Source organism: Bacillus sp. BD48 (assembly GCF_046566805.1).
Lineage (GTDB): Bacteria > Bacillota > Bacilli > Bacillales > Bacillaceae > Bacillus > Bacillus safensis.
This window is the reverse complement of record NZ_JANGFM010000001.1, coordinates 326,649-346,652: the sequence shown is the minus strand read 5'-3', so window position 1 is coordinate 346,652 and position 20,004 is coordinate 326,649. Positions and strand designations below refer to the sequence as shown.

Below are 20,004 nucleotides of genomic sequence, written 5' to 3'. Positions count from 1 at the left end.
GCCATTATGAAAGAAAGAGGACTTTTAATCGTTCTCTCTGGACCTTCGGGAGTTGGAAAAGGAACGGTCAGACAAGCCATTTTCTCCCAGGAAGATACGAAATTTGAATACTCTATTTCTGTGACGACGCGCAAACCGCGTGAAGGTGAAAGAAATGGTGTCGATTATTTCTTTAAAACCAGGGAAGAATTTGAACATATGATTGAAAACAAAAAACTGTTAGAATGGGCAGAGTACGTCGGGAATTACTACGGCACGCCTGTTGACTATGTAGAACAGACATTAAGCGAAGGAAAAGATGTTTTCCTTGAAATTGAAGTGCAAGGCGCACTTCAAGTAAGAGAAGCATTCCCAGAAGGTCTTTTTATTTTCCTTGCACCGCCTAGTCTTTCAGAACTTCAAAACCGCATCATTACTCGCGGTACAGAATCTGAGGAGCTCATTCGAAACCGAATGGCCGCTGCGAAAGAAGAAATTGAAATGATGGATGCTTATGACTATGTCGTTGAAAACGATGATGTCGAGCTTGCTTGTGAAAGAATCAAAGCGATTGTCCTTGCAGAACACCTGCGCAGAGACAGAGTCGCACCAAGATATAAAAAAATGCTGGGGGTAGAATAAACCATGTTAGATCCTTCAATTGACTCATTGATGAACAAACTTGATTCAAAATATACACTTGTAACAGTGTCTGCACGCCGTGCGCGTGAAATGCAGATCCACCAAGATCAGCAGATTGAAAACACAAAGTCTTACAAATTCGTAGGCAAAGCACTAGAAGAAATCGACGCTGGTCTTTTGACATTTGAAAAAGAGGATCAAGAATAACACATCGCTTCTGCTATGCAGATACGATACGTTCAAAAAAGTCAAAACTATGATTGGTTTTGACTTTTTTGAATTGTAGACGAATTTGTGAAAAAGGCCGTTAAGGGGGACAAACAAATGTTACAGTCAAAAAATATTTTGCTCGGTGTCAGCGGTGGAATCGCCGTATATAAAGCAGCAGCACTTACTAGTAAACTCGTACAAGCAGGCGCAAATGTAAGAGTGATTATGACGGAATCTGCTCGTGAGTTTGTGTCTCCGCTTACCTTCCAAGCACTGTCTCGGCATGAGGTATATGTGGATACATTCAAAGAAAACAATCCAAAAGTCATTGCACATATAGACGTAGCTGACTGGGCCGATCTCATTCTTGTTGCCCCTGCAACAGCACATACGATTGGTAAAATGGCCGCTGGACTTGCAGATGATATGCTCACAACGACTTTGCTTGCTTCTACAGCGCCTGTATGGGTCGCACCAGCGATGAATGTGCATATGTACGATCACCCGGCTGTGAAACGGAACATTCGCACATTATATGAAGACGGCTACCGCTTTATTGAACCGAGTGAAGGTTATTTAGCCTGCGGATACATTGGAAAAGGGCGATTAGAGGAACCAGAAAAAATTGTTGAACACATTCGTGCTTTTTTTGAAGAACCAAAAAGTTTGCCGCTCTCAGGTAAAAAAGTCGTGGTGACAGCAGGTCCTACACGTGAAGTGATCGATCCTGTCCGGTTCTTTTCAAACCGTTCTAGTGGAAAAATGGGCTATGCGATTGCAGAGGCTGCTCAGCAAATGGGGGCTGATGTTACGCTGATTTCTGGACCTGTTTCTTTAACGGCACCTGATCATGTACATGTAGTGCACGTTGAATCAGCTGAAGAGATGTATCAAGCTGCGCTGGATGTATACGGGGAAGCTGACCTTGTTATAAAATCAGCAGCTGTCGCCGATTACACCCCTGTCACAACATATGCTCATAAAATGAAAAAACAGGACGGCGCTCTAGATATTGAATTCACCCGGACAAAAGATATTTTAAAAGAGCTGGGAAAAAGAAAAGAGCATCAAGTGCTGGTCGGTTTTGCTGCTGAAACGCAGGATGTAGAATATTATGCGAAAAAGAAAATTGAATCCAAGCATTTAGATATGATTGTGGCTAATAGCGTCACTAAAGAAGGTGCAGGTTTTGGCACAGATACAAATGTGGCAGCGATCATCAAAGCAGATGGAACGAAAAAAGAGCTGCCGATGATGAGCAAAAAAGACCTCGCTTTTGAAATTTTAAAGGAGGCAATACTGCTGCTTCCAAAAGAGCGTGATCGAGCATGATTGCTGAAGTCATCGTAGATGTCACAACGAAAGCCATTGACCGGCCATTTGATTACCGTGTGCCAGATCGATTCAAAGATCTCGTCAAAGCGGGAATGAGGGTGGTCGTTCCCTTTGGCCCGCGGAAGATTCAAGGGTTTGTGACAAAAGTCAAAGATGAAACAGACATCAAGACAGGAAGCATCAAAGAGATAGTCGATTTATTTGATTTATCACCTGTTCTGACAGATGAGCTATTGGAGCTTTCCCACTGGCTGACGGAAAAAACATTGTCCTATCATATTACGGCACTTCAATCGATGCTGCCCGCAGCCATGAAGGCAAAGTATGAAAAAGAAATACAGGTGCTATCAGAGGAAGAACTTCCGCAGTCATTGAAAGAGCTTTTCGGTCAGCGAGAAAGCATTCTTTATGCTGACATCCCTGCTGAACAATTAAAACAGATTCAAAAGCATGTCCAAAAAGGTCATCTAGAGGTGAGATACCATGTCTCGCAAAAATCTGGAAAGAAAAAGGTCCGCATGCTTCAGGTGGCTGTATCGAAAGAAAAACTTGAAGAAAAACAGCAGCAGCTAAAGAAAAATGCGGTGAAACAAAAGGCACTGATCTCCTATTTGCTTCAAGCGGGAGAGACAGCCTTTTTAGCAAAAGACTTGCAGCAGCAAACAGGCGCGAGTTCTCAAACGCTTAAAACCTTTATTCAAGAAGGGCTGTTAACAGAAAGCTATGAAGAGGTCTATCGGGATCCTTATCGTGACCGGGAGTTTACACCATCTGCTTCACTTGATCTCACGCCTGAGCAAAGAGAGGCGGCAAAACATATACATCAAGCAGTCAGTGAGGACCAGCACGAAACCTTTCTGCTTCACGGGGTGACAGGAAGCGGCAAAACAGAGATTTACTTGCAGACAATTGATCATGTTCTTCAAAAAGGAAAAGAAGCGATCGTTTTAGTTCCTGAAATCTCGTTAACCCCTCAAATGGTGCAGCGATTTAAAGAACGATTTGGCTCAAATGTGGCCGTTCTTCACAGCGGCTTATCAACAGGAGAAAAATATGATGAATGGCGGAAAATCCACCGCAAGGAAGTCAAGCTTGTTGTTGGCGCAAGGTCTGCTGTTTTCGCTCCATTTGAAAATTTAGGCATGATTATTATAGATGAAGAGCACGAATCCTCTTATAAACAAGAAGAAATGCCTCGTTACCATGCCAAGGATGTCGCCATTGAACGAGCAAGGCGGCATCAATGTCCAGTCGTATTAGGCAGTGCAACACCTTCTCTTGAAACCTATGCACGTGCGAAAAAAGGCGTCTATACATTGCTGCCGCTCAAGCACCGCGTCAACCAGCAGCAGATGCCGCACGTTTCGTTAATTGATATGAGAGAAGAACTAAGAAATGGCAACCGCTCCATGTTTTCAGAAGAATTAATGCTCAGGTTAAAAGAAGTGCTTGATAGAAAAGAACAAGCCGTTTTATTTCTAAACAAAAGAGGCTATTCATCCTTTGTGATGTGCCGTGATTGCGGATATGTGGAGCAATGTCCTCATTGTGAAATTTCTCTCACCTATCACCGCTATCAAAAACGGCTGAAGTGTCATTATTGTGGACACGAAGCACCAGTACCTGCTGAATGCCCAGAATGCCACAGTGAGCATATACGCTACTTTGGAACTGGCACGCAGCGAGTAGAAGAAGAACTGACTAAGGTATTGCCTGAGGCGCGTGTGATCCGAATGGATGTGGATACAACGTCTCGTAAAGGTGCTCACGAAAAGCTTCTTACGTCTTTTGGCAATAAAGAAGCAGACATTTTGCTCGGGACGCAGATGATTGCAAAGGGGCTGGATTTCCCAGATGTCACACTTGTTGGTGTTCTCAGTGCGGATACATCCCTTCACATCCCTGATTTCCGTTCAAGTGAAAAAACATTTCAGCTTCTCACGCAGGTCAGCGGCAGGGCAGGGCGCCATGAAAAAGCGGGATCGGTTATTATTCAATCGTATACGCCTTCTCACTATAGTATTGAATTAACGAAGCAGCATGACTACGAAGCCTTTTATGAACAGGAGATGCTGCATCGCCGGCACCAGTCCTATCCGCCGTACTACTTTTTGGCGATGGTGACAGTGTCACACGAAGAAGTGACGAAGGCGGCACATGTCACTGATCAAATTGTCCAGTTCCTAAAAACGAACTGTGCACCGAATACTCGAATCCTTGGTCCGGCTGCATCGCCAATCGCTAAGATCAAAGATAGATATCGCTATCAATGCGTGATAAAATACAAAAGGGAAAATGAACTGGCAAGTTTACTACGGAAAATACAAGACCATTATCAGAAGGAAATGGAACAAAAACAATTGATGATTTCAATAGATATGAATCCATATATGATGATGTAAAACGGAGGGCTATCAGTGGCAGTAAAACCAATAGTCATACATCCGGCAGAAGTGCTTGAACAAAAGACGGAGCGTGTCGATACGTTCGATAAAAAGCTTAAAAAACTGCTGGATGATATGTATGATACAATGCTTGAGCTGGATGGAGTTGGACTAGCAGCACCACAAATCGGTATTTCAAAAAGAATCGCTGTTGTAGATATCGGAGAAGAATCTGGCAGAATTGATTTAGTGAACCCCGAGGTGCTTGAAGTAGAAGGAAGTCAAACAGATATTGAAGGCTGCCTGAGCTTTCCATCTTTATACGGCACTGTAGAGAGACCAAGCTATGTGAAGGTAAAAGCCTTTGATAAGAAAGGCAAACCATTTACAATAGAAGCAGACGGATTTTTAGCAAGAGCTTTATTGCACGAAATTGATCATTTAGACGGCATATTATTTACGTCAAAGATCATTGAAACCTATACAGAAAAAGAACTTGCGGAAATGGAAGGGTGAAGAAAATGGCACGTATCGTATTTATGGGAACCCCTGATTTCTCAGTACCTGTGCTGCAAACTCTTATAACAGAAGGATACGAAGTTGTAGGGGTTGTCACGCAGCCAGACCGCCCGAAAGGAAGAAAACGAGTGCTTACACCGCCTCCTGTGAAAGTGGAAGCCTTAAAGCACAGCATTCCTGTGTTGCAGCCTGAAAAGGTACGCCTTGATGAAGAAATTGATAAGGTGCTTGCATTACAGCCGGATTTAATTGTCACAGCGGCATTTGGACAAATTTTACCAAAGCGGTTGCTCGATGAACCTAAGTTTGGCTGTATCAATGTTCATGCCTCGCTGCTGCCAGAACTAAGAGGCGGCGCGCCGATCCATTATGCGATCCTTCAAGGCAAAAAGAAAACAGGCGTTACCATCATGTACATGGTGGAAAGACTTGATGCAGGTGACATGATCAGTAAAGTAGAAGTAGAAATCGATGAATTAGACAATGTGGGAACATTGCATGACAAATTAAGTGCAGCAGGTGCCGCACTGCTAAAAGATACGGTGCCAAATGTTCTAAGCGGGTCTATTTCCCCGATTCCGCAAAATGAAGAAGCCGCCACATACGCACCAAACATTAAGCGGGAGCAAGAAAGATTAGACTGGACAAAAACCGGCGAAGAGCTTTACAACCAAGTCCGCGGCTTAAATCCTTGGCCAGTTGCCTATACTGAATGGAACGGCGCTCATCTAAAAGTATGGGAAGCGAAAAAGGTTCCGCTTCAAGCGCAAGAAGAACCTGGGAAAGTGATTGAGCTTCAAAAAGAAGGTCCGGTCATTGGAACTGGGAATGAGCAAGGCCTTTTATTAACAGGTGTGCAGCCAGCTGGTAAGAAAAAAATGAGCGGCGAAGACTTTTTAAGAGGCGCAAATATCGAAATTGGGCAGAAATTAGGGTTAATAAATGAAGAAAAGTAATGTGAGAGAAGTAGCGCTGGACGCTTTAATCAAACTCGAACAAAACCAAGCATACAGTAATTTGCTTTTGCAGTCAGTTATGAAAGATAAAGACTTAGCTGATCAGGACAAACCGCTGTTAACAGAGCTAGTGTATGGTACACTGCAAAATAAGCTGGCATTAGATTATATGCTGACGCCCTTTGTGAAAAAACCGCAAAAGGTAGCTCCGTGGGTGATGCAGCTTTTACGGATGTCTCTTTATCAAATGGTGTACCTTGAAAAAATCCCAGATCGTGCAGCGATTCATGAAGCTGTTGAGCTAACGAAAAAACGGGGGCACAAAGGGATTTCTTCACTTGTGAACGGTGTTCTTCGTTCCGTACAAAGAGAAGGCGTTCCGGCATTTGATGCGATCAAAGATCCCGTAAAACGGCTTTCCATTGAGACAAGCCACCCATTATGGCTTGTGCAGGAATGGGTTCAGGCGTACGGATTAGAAGCGGCAGAAAGCATGTGCCGCATTCATTTAGTGCCGCCAAAGCAAACCCTTCGCGTCAATCGAATGAAAACTGACCGCATGGCACTGCAGCAAAAACTAATGGATGCAGGCATCGAAACGGAGCTTGGCGACTTATCACAAGATGCACTCAAGCTCATGAAAGGGTCCATCGTCTCAACTCCTTCTTTTCAAGAAGGCTATGTTACGATACAAGATGAAAGCTCCATGCTTGTCGCAAGAGCGCTCGACCCTCAGCCGGGAGAAACTGTGCTTGACGCCTGTGCGGCTCCTGGCGGAAAATCAACACATATTGCAGAACGTATGAATGATGAGGGCAAAATTGTTTCACTTGATTTACATGAACACAAAGTGAAACTCATCAAACAAGCAGCAAAACGTCTGAACCTGACTCACATTGAGGCAAAAGCACTTGATGCAAGGAAAGCCGCAGACTATTACAGCGAGGCTTCGTTTGACCGTATTCTCATTGATGCGCCGTGTTCTGGTTTTGGCGTCATTAGACGAAAACCAGATATGAAATATACAAAGTCTAAAGAAGACTCAGCAAGGCTTGCTGCAATTCAGCAGGCAATTTTAAAAGAAACAGCTCCGCTTTTAAAACCGGGCGGAACCCTTGTATACAGTACGTGTACAATGGACCCAACAGAAAATCAACAAGTGATTCATGCGTTTTTACAAGAACACCAAGACTTCGAACCCGATCTATCTCTTAATGAACGGCTGCCTGACCAGGTTGCTCCGTTTGTTCAAAACGGAAGTGTACAAATTCTTCCTCATTATTTCGGAACAGATGGTTTCTTTATTTGCAGCATGAGAAAGAAGGGATAAAAAATGACAGAACAAAAAGTAAGAAAAGAACTGAAGACAGATATGCCGTCGATCTACTCATTTGAGCTTCACGAAATGAAAGAATGGTTAAAAGAACAAGGCGAAAAGCCTTTCCGCGCAGCTCAAATTTTCGAGTGGCTTTATGAGAAACGTGTGACATCCTTTGACGATATGTCTAACCTTTCAAAGGATTTAAGAGAGAAATTAAAAGATCAATTTACGATCACCACATTAAAAACTGTGATCAAACAAACGTCTCAAGACGGAACGATCAAGTTTTTATTTGAATTACATGATGGCTATACCATTGAAACAGTGCTGATGCGCCACGAATACGGCAACTCTGTCTGTGTCACAACTCAGGTTGGCTGCCGAATTGGCTGTACATTCTGTGCATCTACACTTGGCGGGTTGAAACGAAATCTTGAAGCAGGAGAAATCGTTGCTCAAGTATTGAAAGTGCAGCAGGCACTAGACGAAACAGATGAGAGAGTCAGCTCGGTTGTCATCATGGGAATTGGCGAACCGTTTGATAACTTTGACGAAATGCTTGCTTTCCTTAAAATCATCAACCATGACAACGGCTTAAATATTGGTGCGCGTCATATTACAGTGTCGACAAGCGGAATCATTCCAAAGATTTATCAATTCGCTGATGAGCAAATGCAAATCAATTTTGCTGTCTCCCTGCATGCACCAAACACAGAGATCAGAAGCCGTCTGATGCCGATCAATAAGGCATATAAGCTGCCAAAATTAATGGAAGCCATTGAATACTACATTCAAAAAACAGGAAGACGTGTCAGTTTTGAATACGGCCTGTTTGGCGGAGTAAATGATCAAGTACATCATGCAGAAGAGCTTGCAGACTTATTAAAAGGAATTAAGTGCCACGTGAACCTCATTCCGGTGAACTATGTACCGGAAAGGGATTATGTAAGAACACCGAGAGAACAAATCTTCCTATTTGAAAAAACGCTGAAAGAACGCGGCGTAAACGTAACGATTAGACGAGAGCAAGGCCATGACATTGATGCTGCTTGCGGTCAGCTAAGAGCGAAGGAGCGTCAGGAAGAGACGGGGTGACGAATGTTGATAAGGGCAGCCTTTCAAACCGATACAGGAAAAGTCCGTCAGCATAATGAAGATGATGCAGGTATTTTTGAAGCAAAAGAAGACACCCTTCTAGCTGTTGTAGCAGATGGAATGGGAGGTCATCTTGCTGGTGATGTCGCCAGCAGGATGGCCGTCTCTTCTTTAAAAGAATACTGGGAAGAAACATCTTCAATTCCAGCAAAACCAGCAGAGCAAGAAAGCTGGTTAATCTCAAAAATTAGTGACATTAATGATCAAGTATATGAACATGCGAAAAACAATGAGGAATGCCAAGGAATGGGGACAACCATTGTTTGTGCGCTCGTTCATTTGCAAACGGTCACAATTGCCCATATTGGAGACAGCCGCTGCTACTTGCTAAGAGAAGGAGCACTGACCCAGCTAACGGATGACCATTCACTTGTAAATGAGCTTGTGAAAACAGGTGAAATTTCTAAAGAGGATGCAGAATATCATCCAAGAAAAAATGTGCTCACGAAAGCATTAGGAACAGATAAACACGTTCAAATTGATGCACATACCTTTGAAGTGGACCCAGGAGATCAAATCCTGCTTTGCTCAGATGGTTTATCAAATAAAGTAGAAGAAGAGAATTTGATTCATATTTTAACGCAAACGACCGCTCCAGATGAAAAAGTAACAGCGTTAATCCAAACAGCGAATGACAACGGCGGTGAAGATAACATTACAGCAGTATTGTTAGAAATCTCCTCCCAGCCAGAGGAGGGTGACAGCAAGTGTTGATCGGAAAACGGATCAGCGGCCGTTATCAGATTCTTCGCGTCATAGGCGGAGGCGGAATGGCAAACGTTTATTTGGCGGAGGATATGATTTTAGATCGCGAAGTCGCGATTAAAATTTTGCGCTTTGACTTTGCAAGCGATGATGATTTTATTAGACGTTTCCGGCGTGAAGCGCAATCAGCCGCAAGCTTAGATCATTCAAATATTGTCAGCATCTACGATGTAGGGGAAGAAGACGACATTTATTATATTGTCATGGAATATGTCGAGGGGATGACGCTGAAAGAATACATACACGCCAATGGCCCGCTTCATCCGAAAGAAGCCGTACGCATTATGGAGCAAGTCGTTGCGGCGATGGAAGAAGCCCATGCGAAACAGCTCGTCCACCGGGACATTAAGCCTCACAATATATTAATAGACAACATGGGGAATATTAAAGTCACTGATTTTGGGATTGCCATAGCTCTCAGCTCAGCGACCATCACCCACACAAATTCTGTCCTAGGATCCGTGCACTATTTGTCTCCAGAACAAGCACGCGGAGGTCTTGCGACGAAAAAGTCAGACATCTATTCACTTGGAATTGTGCTCTATGAACTCATTTCTGGACGCATGCCATTTGAAGGAGAATCAGCTGTCAGTGTTGCGCTGAAGCATTTGCAATCAGAGCCGCCATCTGTGAGAAGGTGGAATCCATCTGTTCCACAAAGCGTGGAAAACATCATTTTAAAGGCGATGGCCAAAGATCCATTTTATCGATATGAAGATGCATCTGAAATGCAAAAAGATTTACAAACTGCTTTCGATCCTTCAAGACTAAAAGAAAAACGCTTTGTCATTGAAGAGGATCATGAAGCAACGAAAGCGATCCCAATCATTCAAGATCATCAAGTCGATCAAGACAATGAAAAAACAGCTGTCCATCCGGTGAAAAAACCGAAGAAAAAAGAGAAACAAAAGCCGAAAAAGAAACGAAAAAAATGGCCTTGGGTTGTGGCATCCATCCTGTTTATTCTGACAGCTGCGACCATTTTAGCCATCACTGTGTTTCCGGGGCTGCTCTTTCCAAAAGATGTTGAGGTCACTGATGTATCTGGCATGACGATTGAAAAAGCCGAGGACACCTTGAAGAAAGCTGGCTTTACCGTCGCCTCTGAACCAATTGAGATTGCTGATGAAAAAATTGAAAAAGGGCTTGTCGTCAAAACAGACCCGAAAATCGGCACAAAGGTAAAAGAAGGAACCGAGATTCAGCTTTATCAAAGTACGGGCAAGGAAAAGACCGAATTACCTGACGTAACAGGTGAAAAGGTCGATAAAGCAAAAGAATTATTAGAGAAAAAAGGGTTTAAGCAAGTTGTTGTGGAGGAAGTAAATGATAATGACACCGAATCTGGGATTGTCATGGAACAGAAACCTTCAGCGAGTACTGAGCTTGTGGCAGCAGATGAAGAAGTGACGTTGACGGTCAGCATAGGTCCTGCCGATATTACATTGCGGGATTTAACGACATATAGTAAACAGGCTGCATCGAATTATTTAGAGGATAACGGATTAAAGCTTGATGAAAAAGAAGCGTATTCTGACGATGTGCCAAAAGGTGAGGTAATGAAGCAGGAACCGGGAGCTGGTACTGCTGTTAAACCAGGTGATACGGTTAAGATCACCTTCTCACTTGGACCGAAAGAAAAACCGGCTAAAACGGTGACTGAGAAGATTGCCATCCCGTATGAACCAGCGACAGAAGGGCAAGAGATGACTGTTCAGATTTCCATTGACGATGCTGAGCATAGCATTTCTGATTCATATGAAACCTTTAATATCACTGCACCAACTGAACGGACCATTAAATTTAAGATTGAACCAGGTCAAAAAGGATACTATCAAGTGACAGTTGATGATAAGGTCGTAAGCTCTAAAACGATCGAATACCCTGACGATGAATAAAGGAGGGACTTTATGCCTGAGGGCAAAATTATTAAAGCATTAAGCGGATTTTATTATGTGCTCGATGAGTCTCTAGAAAGTGGAAAAGTGATTCAGTGCAGAGCGAGAGGCATTTTTCGAAAAAATAAAATCACACCTCTTGTTGGAGATTATGTCGTATATCAAGCGGACAACGATAAAGAAGGCTACTTATTAGAAGTAAAAGAGCGGACAAATGAACTTGTTCGTCCGCCTATTAGTAACGTCGATCAAGCGGTACTCGTTTTCTCTGCGACAGAACCAACCTTTAGCACATCGCTTTTAGACAGATTTCTAGTGCTGGTGGAAGCAAATGATATTAAGCCGATTATCTGTATCACAAAAATAGACTTATTGAAAACAGATCAAGAGCGTCAAAGTATTCAAGGCTATGCAGAGGACTACCGGCGAATTGGGTATGATGTTCATTTAACATCCACGATTGAGAGAGACGGAATTGAAAAGCTGACCCCGCATTTTCACAATAAAATCACTGTATTTGCCGGTCAGTCTGGTGTAGGCAAGTCCTCCCTTTTAAATGCGATGAGTCCTGATTTGGCGCTGAAAACCAATGATATCTCATCCCATCTTGGAAGAGGGAAGCATACGACAAGACATGTCGAACTCATTCGTACAGCAGAAGGGCTCATTGCAGATACACCTGGCTTTAGCTCTCTCGAATTTACCGGCATCGAAGCGGAAGATTTAGGTCTTTACTTTTTAGAAATCAAAGAGCGGAGTGCTGATTGTAAGTTTAGAGGCTGTCTGCACGTGAAAGAGCCTGGCTGTGCGGTAAAAGATGCGGTCGAACAAGAGCAAATCAGAGCGTATCGCTATCAGCATTATTTAGAGTTTTTAACTGAAATCAAAGACAGAAAGCCGAGGTACTAAATCATGGTTTATATTGCCCCTTCCATTTTATCAGCAGATTTCGCCAATTTGGAGAAAGATATCCGTGATGTGGAACAAGGCGGAGCGGATTACATTCATATCGATGTGATGGACGGTCATTTTGTACCGAATATCACATTTGGGCCGAATGTTGTGGAAGCGATCAGACCGCATACAAAGCTGCCGCTCGATGTTCACTTAATGATTGAGCAGTCAGACCGGTATATACCTGCATTCGCAAAAGCAGGTGCTGACATTATTTCTGTCCATGTAGAGGCTTGTCCACACTTGCACAGAACGATACAGCACATAAAAGAACAAGGTGTAAAAGCAGGCGTCGTCTTGAACCCGCATACACCTGTTTCTCAGATTGAGCATGTATTAGAGGATGTAGACCTTGTCTTATTCATGACGGTGAATCCCGGTTTTGGCGGACAGGCGTTTATTCCATCTGTCCTCACGAAGGTAAAAGAAGTGAAGACACTTAGTGAACAAAAGGGCTTATCAGACTTACTTATAGAAATAGACGGCGGTGTCAATGTAGAGACTGCAAAGAGCTGTAAAGAGGCGGGCGCTAACTTACTTGTGGCCGGCTCAGCGGTATACGGTAAAGACAACCGCGCAGCAGCCATTCAGGCCATTCGAGAAGCGTAAAAAAAGGAACCAAAGTCACTCTGATCTTTGGTTCTTTTTACATGGAGAGGAGCGTATATCATGCACATACATATCGTAGCCGGCGGTCCTTTTGAATACATCCCGCCCCTTGAACAGGAAGCATCACAGGACGATATTCTCTGGGTCGGTGTAGACCGGGGGACGCTCTTTTTACTAGAGCACGGCATCATGCCTGCCAAGGCTTTTGGTGATTTTGACAGTGTGACAGAAGAAGAGCTTCGCGAGCTGAAAAAGAAATTGCCTGCTCTGAATGTATTTCAGGCTGAAAAAGACGAAACCGATTTAGAGCTTGCGCTGAACTGGGCCATGCGCCAGCACCCTGTGCATATTCACATCTACGGCATTACAGGAGGAAGGGCTGATCACTTTCTAGGAAATATTCACCTTCTATATAAAGGCATTCAGCACAAGCAGATCATCACTCTTGTAGATAAGCAAAATATCATTCAAATGTTTGAACCTGGTACATACGAAATAAAAGAAGACCCGGATAAAAAATATGTGTCGTTTCTGCCCTTTGGGACATCGGTTGAAAGGCTGACATTAAAAGGTTTCAAATATCCTCTGAAAAATTGTCATATTGAGCCTGGTTCCACACTATGTATTAGTAACGAACTCATCCACTCAAATGGTACTTTTTCTTTTCATGAAGGCATATTAATAATGGTAAGAAGCAAAGATTGACCAACCTATCAATGTGGATGGCTGATTAAGCTCAATTGTGCTGCAAGCGGTACTTTTAGGAGGGGGACAAAATGAAATTTTATACAATCAAACTGCCTAGATTTCTTGGCGGCATTGTCCGTGCGATGCTTGGTTCATTTAAAAAAGATTAATGAGTATTCTCCTTTATTTCCACATAAAAACGCCTGCTACAGTTTATTGTAGCAGGCGTTTACTCTTGCTTATACACGCTCAACTTTACCAGATTTCAAAGCTCGAGCTGATACATATACTCTTTTAGGCTTACCGTCCACTAGAATACGAACTTTTTGAAGGTTCGCGCCCCATGTACGTTTTGTAGAGTTCATTGCGTGAGAACGGTTGTTCCCAGCTTTTGTTTTTCTGCCTGTAATAACGCATTTACGTGCCATTTGTTTCCCTCCTAACTGCGAAAACATCATCATAATCTTCATCTACGTACTTAGAGATGCCTCAAGATACTTTAATAATTTACCACAGCTTCAAGGGGTTTGCAAGGATTGTTTACTCCTCTTTCAAGAAAAATACCTTGACATCTTGATAAAAAATCAAGGCTATAGTATAAGTAGGATTGGGTCGGATTGAATGATTTCTTTTAAAAAGAAGGGTCTTATAGTAAAATAGTGATAACTCAGGGCAATTTCTCAAAAAGGGGGAACCAATGTGTCCATTGAACTTAGAACGAAATACGGACAAATTGATATATCAAATGAAGTCATTGCAATGGTGGCAGGAGGCGCTGCGATCGATTGCTATGGTATTGTTGGCATGGCGTCCAAAAATCAAATTAAGGACGGCTTGACGGATATTCTCCGCAAAGAGAACTTCAGCCGGGGTGTTCTTGTGCGTCAAAAAGAAGACCGCATTCATATTGATATGTACATCATCGTCAGCTACGGTACAAAAATATCAGAAGTCGCACATAATGTTCAAACGAAAGTCAAATACACGATTTCTCACACAATTGGACTTTCTGTTGACTCGGTCAACATCTATGTACAAGGAGTAAAAGTTACGAACCCGTAGTAAGGAGGAAATATATTGTCTATTAGAAATCTTGATGGCCGCTCATTTGCAAAAATGATTCTTGCAGGTGCTCACCATCTTTCTCAAAACGCACAAATTGTTGATGCGTTAAATGTTTTTCCAGTGCCAGACGGAGACACGGGGACAAATATGAATTTGTCGATGACTTCAGGGGCCAAAGCAGTTGAAGAAACAAACACCGATCATATTGGGAAGGTCGGCGTGGCCCTGTCAAAAGGGTTATTGATGGGTGCAAGAGGAAACTCAGGCGTGATTCTGTCACAGCTCTTTAGAGGTTTCAGTAAACATATTGAACAAAAAGAAACGATAGATGCAAAAGAATTTGCCCTTGCCTTACAGGCGGGTGTTGATACAGCATATAAAGCCGTGATGAAACCGATTGAAGGAACCATCTTAACAGTTGCAAAGGATGCAGCAAAGAAAGCGGTTGCTGTTTCAGCAGCAGAAGATCAAATTGACCGCGTTTTAGAGTTAACGATTGAGGAAGCAAGAGCATCACTTGATCGAACGCCGGATCTGCTTCCTGTCTTAAAAGAAGTGGGTGTTGTCGATAGTGGAGGTAAAGGACTTCTATGCGTATATGAAGGTTTCCTTGCTTCATTAAGAGGAGAAGAGCTTCCTCCTAAATCAGCTTCTTTACCTACGCTAAAAGAACTCGTTAGTGCAGAGCATCATAAAAGTGCGCAAAGCCATATGAACACAGAAGATATCGAATTTGGCTACTGTACTGAATTTATGGTGAAATTTGAAGAAGACAAACAGTCCTTTGATGAGAATGCCTTCAGAGAAGACTTAAGTGAATTCGGAGATTCACTTCTTGTGGTGTCTGACGATACACTGGCGAAAGTTCATATTCATGCAGAGCAGCCAGGAGATGTCTTATCATATGCACAGCGCTACGGCAGCTTAATTAATATGAAAATTGAAAACATGAGAGAGCAGCATAGCTCAATCGTGAACGAAGAGAGAGAACACGCGCCTGCTGCACCAAAAGCACCTGCTGCTGAAAAACAGCGCTTTGGCGTTGTCAGTGTCGCAATGGGAGAAGGAATTGCTGACTTGTTCAAAAGCATCGGAGCTTCCGTCGTCATTGAAGGCGGGCAGACGATGAATCCGAGCACAGAAGACATTGTCACAGCAATAGAAAGCGTACATGCCGAAACCGTCTTTATCTTACCTAATAATTCTAATATTGTCATGGCAGCTAAACAGGCGGCAACTGTCTCAAGTCGTGAGGTCGTTGTCATTCCGACGAAGACCGTTCCTCAAGGAATGTCGGCACTTCTTTCTCTCAATGAAGCAGCTTCAAATGAAGACAATGAAAGAGCGATGCTAGAAGCGATTGACCATGTGAAAAGCGGGCAGATTACCTTTGCAGTGAGAGATACTCAAATTGATGGAATCGATATTGCGAAAGGTGACTATATGGGTCTGTTCAACGGGAAAATCACCTTAACAGCGAAAAATCAATTAGATGCAGCAAAAGAACTTCTCACCAAAATGGTGACAGAAGATGATGAGATTGTCACAATCATTAAAGGGGAAGATGCATCATCTGATGAGATGGACGCGTTACAAGCCTTTATTGAAGAAACATTTGAAGATGTAGAAGTTGAAGTCCACGATGGAAAACAGCCTCTTTATTCATATATTTTGGCGGTTGAATAACGAAAGAAGGGCAAATGAAGCCCTTCTTCTTCTTTTGCAATTTTTTACTAGCCATTCAACGGTGAAATGAGTTGCGGGAAACGAATGAATCCATTAGTCTAAAGAAAGAACCAAACCATACGCGAGTGGTTATGAGAGGGGAAGACCTATGAAATTTAGAAGTGTGTTTGATATTATTGGACCCGTCATGATTGGTCCATCAAGTTCGCACACAGCGGGTGCGGCTCGTATCGGAAGAGTAGCTCGCAGCTTATTTGGAAGAGAACCGAAACGAATTGTCGTTTCATTTTATGGTTCCTTTAAAGATACGTATAAAGGACACGGTACAGATGTCGCCATTATCGGCGGTGTTCTTGACTTTGATACATTTGATGAACGAATCAAAACAGCGATCGATATTGCAAAAAGCAAAGAGATCGATATTGAATTTAAAGAAGAAGAGGCAGTGCCGGCACATCCGAATACAGCAAAAGTAGAGATTTCAGATGCGAACGGAAGCCTTGAACTAATCGGGATTTCCATCGGCGGAGGTAAAATTGAAATCACAGAATTAAATGGGTTTGAGCTCAGGCTTTCAGGGAATCATCCAGCCATTCTTGTGGTTCATAACGATCGCTACGGGACGATTGCGGCAGTTGCCAATGTCTTAGCGAAATTCGCCATCAACATCGGTCATATGGAAGTGGCGCGTAAAGATGTCGGGCAAGAGGCACTGATGACCATTGAAGTGGATCAAAATATTGACCCAGCTGTCCTATCAGAGCTTGAAACGCTGCCAAACATTATTCAAGTCACACAAATTGCAGAGTAACAACAAGGAGGTTATGAATGATGTTTAAAAACGTCAAAGAACTCGTGCAGCTAACAGAAGAACGGAATACCTCCATTTCAGAAATTATGATTGTGCAAGAAATGGAAGTGACAGGGAAGTCACGTGAAGAAATTTTCTCCCAGATGTACCGCAACCTAGAAGTGATGGAGCAGGCCGTTGAAAACGGGCTGAAGGGTGTGAAATCATTATCAGGGTTAACAGGCGGAGATGCGGTCAAACTTCAAGCCTATATCGCATCAGGCAAAACGCTGTCTGGTCATACGATATTAGATGCTGTCAGTAAAGCAGTTGCAACAAATGAAGTCAATGCCGCAATGGGAACCATTTGTGCAACGCCTACAGCAGGCTCAGCAGGTGTTGTACCAGGTACGTTATTTGCAGTAAAAGAAACATTAAAGCCAACAAAGGAACAAATGGTCAGATTCCTATTTACTTCTGGCGCATTTGGTTTTGTTGTGGCGAATAACGCCAGCATTTCCGGTGCAGCAGGCGGCTGTCAGGCAGAGGTAGGTTCTGCATCAGGTATGGCGGCAGCAGCTATTGTCGAAATGGCAGGCGGTACACCGCAGCAATCTGCTGAAGCGATGGCGATTACACTCAAAAATATGCTTGGACTTGTTTGTGATCCAGTAGCGGGACTTGTCGAGGTACCTTGCGTGAAACGAAATGCAATGGGTGCATCTAACGCTATGATCGCAGCAGACATGGCTCTTGCTGGCATCACAAGCCGCATTCCATGTGATGAAGTCATTGATGCGATGTACAAAATCGGTCAAACGATGCCAACGGCTCTTCGCGAAACAGCACAAGGCGGACTCGCTGCGACACCGACAGCAAGAGAGCTTGAAAAGAAGATTTTCGGAGGTGTGACCTCATCTCGTGATACAGAAACTGCAAGATAGTGTCTCTGTCCTAAAGGGGATTGGAGAGGAAACCGAAAAAACACTCAATGAACTTGGAATCTACACAGTAGCCGATTTACTCGGCTACTTTCCTTATCGATATGACGACTATGAGCTTCGTAACTTAGAAGAAGTAAGGCATGACGAACGTGTCACAGTTGAAGGGAAAGTACATAGTGAGCCCGTTCTCACGTACTATGGCAAAAAACGAAGCAGGCTGACATTCAGGCTGCTTGTCGGGCGTTTTCTCATTACAGCAATTTGCTTCAATCGCCCATATTTAAAACGAAGCCTTGTGTTAGGTGATACAGTTTCCGTTACAGGAAAATGGGATAAAAACCGTCAATCGATCATGGTGCAGGAATTCAAAAAAGGGACGCACGAGCAAGATGGCAGTATTGAGCCCGTTTATTCAGTAAAAGAAAATGTAACTGTGAAGATGATGAGGCGTTTTGTAAAACAAGCCTTGTCACTTTATGCAGATAAAGCTGAAGATCCATTGCCAACGCAGCTTGTCTCTGCCTATAAACTCATGTCCTATCAGGAAGCATTAAAAACCATTCATCTCCCAGAAACAAGAGACTCGCTCAAGCAAGCAAGACGCCGTTTTGTGTACGAAGAATTTCTCATCTTTCAACTGAAGATGCAGGCGATTAGAAAGAAAGAACGAGAGAGAACATCAGGCATCCAGCATCCGTTTTCCAAAGAGGCTGTTTTTGAGTTTGTTGACAGCCTGCCATTTCCACTGACGAAGGCACAATCAAGAGTGCTTGACGAAATCATGTCGGACATGGCGTCTCCATATCGAATGAACCGGCTGCTCCAAGGAGATGTAGGTTCAGGGAAGACAGCTGTTGCAGCCATTGCGCTTTATGCCGCTCATTTATCAGGCTTTCAAGGTGCATTAATGGTCCCAACAGAAATTTTGGCAGAACAGCATGCCGATTCGCTTTACCAGCTGTTTGAAAAATGGGGACTGAATATCGCCCTTTTGACGAGCTCTGTGAAAGGAAAGCGACGCAGAGAATTGCTTGAACGTTTAAAAGAAGGCGAGATTGACATATTAGTCGGCACCCACGCACTCATTCAAGATGAAGTCGAATTTCAGCAGCTCGGTCTTGTCATCACAGATGAACAGCACCGGTTTGGCGTAGAGCAGCGGAAAAAACTAAGAAGCAAGGGGCAGGACCCAGATGTCTTGTTTATGACTGCCACACCTATTCCGCGAACACTTGCGATCACTGTCTTTGGAGAAATGGACGTCTCCGTCATCGATGAATTGCCAGCGGGCAGAAAACAAATCGAAACGTATTGGGTGAAGCATGACATGCTTGAGAGAATTCTTGCTTTTGTGGATAAAGAGCTGAGAAAAGGCAGACAGGCATATATCATTTGTCCGCTCATTGAAGAATCAGATAAGCTTGATGTCCAAAATGCGCTTGATGTCCATAGCATGCTCACTGAGGCGTACCGCGGCAAGTGGTCGATCGGCTTAATGCATGGGAAGCTGGCGAGTGATGAAAAAGATCAGGTCATGAGAGCCTTTACTGCAAATGAAGTACAAATTCTCGTTTCAACCACAGTCGTTGAAGTCGGGGTCAATGTGCCGAATGCAACCATCATGGTCATTTATGATGCAGACCGCTTCGGACTGTCTCAGCTTCATCAGCTAAGAGGCCGGGTCGGACGAGGAGAGCATCAATCATTTTGTATTTTAATGGCTGATCCAAAATCCGAAACGGGGAAAGAGCGGATGCGGATCATGTCCGAAACAACCGATGGCTTTGAACTGTCTGAAAAGGACTTAGAACTAAGAGGACCTGGCGACTTCTTCGGTAAAAAACAAAGCGGGATGCCAGAATTTAAGGTAGCAGATATGGTTCATGACTATAGAGCACTGGAAACGGCTAGAAAAGATGCGGCAGACCTTGTTCAATCGGACGCTTTTTGGACTGATCCTGAATACAAAGAACTCCGGCAAACGCTGATAGACAGTGGTGTGCTGGGCGGAGATAAATTAAGCTGATCAAACGCTGGAGGAATTTTCTTGTCTTTTTGAAACAAGGATTGATTTATCATCTATGAGATTATATACTACTATTAGT

Annotated in this window: 20 protein-coding genes; 19 read left to right on the top strand and 1 reads right to left on the bottom strand. The window is 43.4% G+C overall.

What is annotated here, in order from left to right; translation table 11 throughout:
- Nucleotides 1-6 precede the first annotated feature (6 nt).
- The 14 genes from gmk (at nucleotide 7) to spoVM (ending at nucleotide 13,584) form a co-directional block, all read left to right on the top strand.
- Nucleotides 7-621: a guanylate kinase gene (gmk, locus tag ACLGGR_RS01740; RefSeq protein WP_024424214.1), complete on the top strand. Its 615-nt coding sequence runs from the start codon at nucleotides 7-9 to the stop codon at nucleotides 619-621.
- Between the two features lie 3 nt (nucleotides 622-624).
- A complete protein-coding gene (rpoZ, locus tag ACLGGR_RS01735; RefSeq protein WP_003211647.1) occupies nucleotides 625-828 on the top strand; it encodes a DNA-directed RNA polymerase subunit omega in 204 nt (67 codons plus the stop codon).
- A gap of 117 nt (nucleotides 829-945) precedes the next feature.
- Nucleotides 946-2,163, top strand: a complete 1,218-nt coding sequence (coaBC, locus tag ACLGGR_RS01730; RefSeq protein WP_410972387.1) for a bifunctional phosphopantothenoylcysteine decarboxylase/phosphopantothenate--cysteine ligase CoaBC — start codon at nucleotides 946-948, stop codon at nucleotides 2,161-2,163.
- Complete coding sequence (priA, locus tag ACLGGR_RS01725; protein WP_410972386.1) at nucleotides 2,160-4,568, top strand: primosomal protein N'; 2,409 nt, start codon at nucleotides 2,160-2,162, stop codon at nucleotides 4,566-4,568. Before coaBC ends, priA begins: the two co-directional genes overlap by 4 nt.
- Nucleotides 4,569-4,583: 15 nt before the next feature.
- On the top strand, nucleotides 4,584-5,066 hold the full coding sequence (def, locus tag ACLGGR_RS01720; protein ID WP_267586227.1) for a peptide deformylase: 483 nt from the start codon (nucleotides 4,584-4,586) through the stop codon (nucleotides 5,064-5,066).
- A gap of 5 nt (nucleotides 5,067-5,071) precedes the next feature.
- Entirely contained in the window at nucleotides 5,072-6,025 is a 954-nt protein-coding gene (gene fmt, locus ACLGGR_RS01715; protein ID WP_410972385.1) for a methionyl-tRNA formyltransferase, read from the top strand.
- Complete coding sequence (gene rsmB / locus ACLGGR_RS01710) at nucleotides 6,012-7,355, top strand: 16S rRNA (cytosine(967)-C(5))-methyltransferase RsmB (protein WP_410972384.1); 1,344 nt, start codon at nucleotides 6,012-6,014, stop codon at nucleotides 7,353-7,355. The genes fmt and rsmB overlap by 14 nt, the downstream gene beginning before the upstream one ends.
- Before the next feature lie 3 nt (nucleotides 7,356-7,358).
- On the top strand, nucleotides 7,359-8,441 hold the full coding sequence (gene rlmN, locus ACLGGR_RS01705; protein WP_410972383.1) for a dual-specificity RNA methyltransferase RlmN: 1,083 nt from the start codon (nucleotides 7,359-7,361) through the stop codon (nucleotides 8,439-8,441).
- Between the two features lie 3 nt (nucleotides 8,442-8,444).
- Nucleotides 8,445-9,215: a Stp1/IreP family PP2C-type Ser/Thr phosphatase gene (locus ACLGGR_RS01700; RefSeq protein WP_034281746.1), complete on the top strand. Its 771-nt coding sequence runs from the start codon at nucleotides 8,445-8,447 to the stop codon at nucleotides 9,213-9,215.
- Nucleotides 9,209-11,164 (top strand): Stk1 family PASTA domain-containing Ser/Thr kinase, encoded by a 1,956-nt coding sequence (gene pknB / locus ACLGGR_RS01695; protein WP_410972382.1) that lies wholly within the window; start codon nucleotides 9,209-9,211, stop codon nucleotides 11,162-11,164. The genes ACLGGR_RS01700 and pknB overlap by 7 nt, the downstream gene beginning before the upstream one ends.
- Nucleotides 11,165-11,176: 12 nt before the next feature.
- The gene (gene rsgA, locus ACLGGR_RS01690) at nucleotides 11,177-12,073 is read left to right on the top strand and encodes a ribosome small subunit-dependent GTPase A (protein WP_410972381.1); all 897 of its coding nucleotides are present in this window, start codon (nucleotides 11,177-11,179) and stop codon (nucleotides 12,071-12,073) included.
- Between the two features lie 3 nt (nucleotides 12,074-12,076).
- The gene (gene rpe, locus ACLGGR_RS01685) at nucleotides 12,077-12,727 is read left to right on the top strand and encodes a ribulose-phosphate 3-epimerase (RefSeq protein ID WP_410972380.1); all 651 of its coding nucleotides are present in this window, start codon (nucleotides 12,077-12,079) and stop codon (nucleotides 12,725-12,727) included.
- Nucleotides 12,728-12,787: 60 nt separating this feature from the next.
- On the top strand, nucleotides 12,788-13,432 hold the full coding sequence (locus ACLGGR_RS01680) for a thiamine diphosphokinase (RefSeq protein ID WP_410972379.1): 645 nt from the start codon (nucleotides 12,788-12,790) through the stop codon (nucleotides 13,430-13,432).
- A gap of 71 nt (nucleotides 13,433-13,503) precedes the next feature.
- On the top strand, nucleotides 13,504-13,584 hold the full coding sequence (gene spoVM / locus ACLGGR_RS01675; protein WP_008354550.1) for a stage V sporulation protein SpoVM: 81 nt from the start codon (nucleotides 13,504-13,506) through the stop codon (nucleotides 13,582-13,584).
- 69 nt (nucleotides 13,585-13,653) lie between these two features.
- Here spoVM and rpmB read toward each other — a convergent pair whose 3' ends face one another.
- Entirely contained in the window at nucleotides 13,654-13,842 is a 189-nt protein-coding gene (gene rpmB, locus ACLGGR_RS01670; protein ID WP_003212514.1) for a 50S ribosomal protein L28, read from the bottom strand.
- A 271-nt stretch (nucleotides 13,843-14,113) separates the two neighbouring features.
- On the opposite strand from rpmB, the gene ACLGGR_RS01665 reads away from it, so the two are divergent.
- From ACLGGR_RS01665 to recG, 5 genes are all read left to right on the top strand, one after another.
- The gene (locus ACLGGR_RS01665) at nucleotides 14,114-14,476 is read left to right on the top strand and encodes an Asp23/Gls24 family envelope stress response protein (RefSeq protein ID WP_048239670.1); all 363 of its coding nucleotides are present in this window, start codon (nucleotides 14,114-14,116) and stop codon (nucleotides 14,474-14,476) included.
- Nucleotides 14,477-14,491: 15 nt separating this feature from the next.
- Complete coding sequence (locus ACLGGR_RS01660; RefSeq protein ID WP_142944768.1) at nucleotides 14,492-16,165, top strand: DAK2 domain-containing protein; 1,674 nt, start codon at nucleotides 14,492-14,494, stop codon at nucleotides 16,163-16,165.
- 148 nt (nucleotides 16,166-16,313) lie between these two features.
- Nucleotides 16,314-16,976, top strand: a complete 663-nt coding sequence (gene sdaAB, locus ACLGGR_RS01655) for an L-serine ammonia-lyase, iron-sulfur-dependent subunit beta (RefSeq protein ID WP_024424201.1) — start codon at nucleotides 16,314-16,316, stop codon at nucleotides 16,974-16,976.
- A gap of 20 nt (nucleotides 16,977-16,996) precedes the next feature.
- Complete coding sequence (gene sdaAA, locus ACLGGR_RS01650; protein ID WP_024424200.1) at nucleotides 16,997-17,899, top strand: L-serine ammonia-lyase, iron-sulfur-dependent, subunit alpha; 903 nt, start codon at nucleotides 16,997-16,999, stop codon at nucleotides 17,897-17,899.
- On the top strand, nucleotides 17,877-19,925 hold the full coding sequence (recG, locus tag ACLGGR_RS01645; protein WP_142944769.1) for an ATP-dependent DNA helicase RecG: 2,049 nt from the start codon (nucleotides 17,877-17,879) through the stop codon (nucleotides 19,923-19,925). Before sdaAA ends, recG begins: the two co-directional genes overlap by 23 nt.
- Nucleotides 19,926-20,004: the final 79 nt, after the last annotated feature.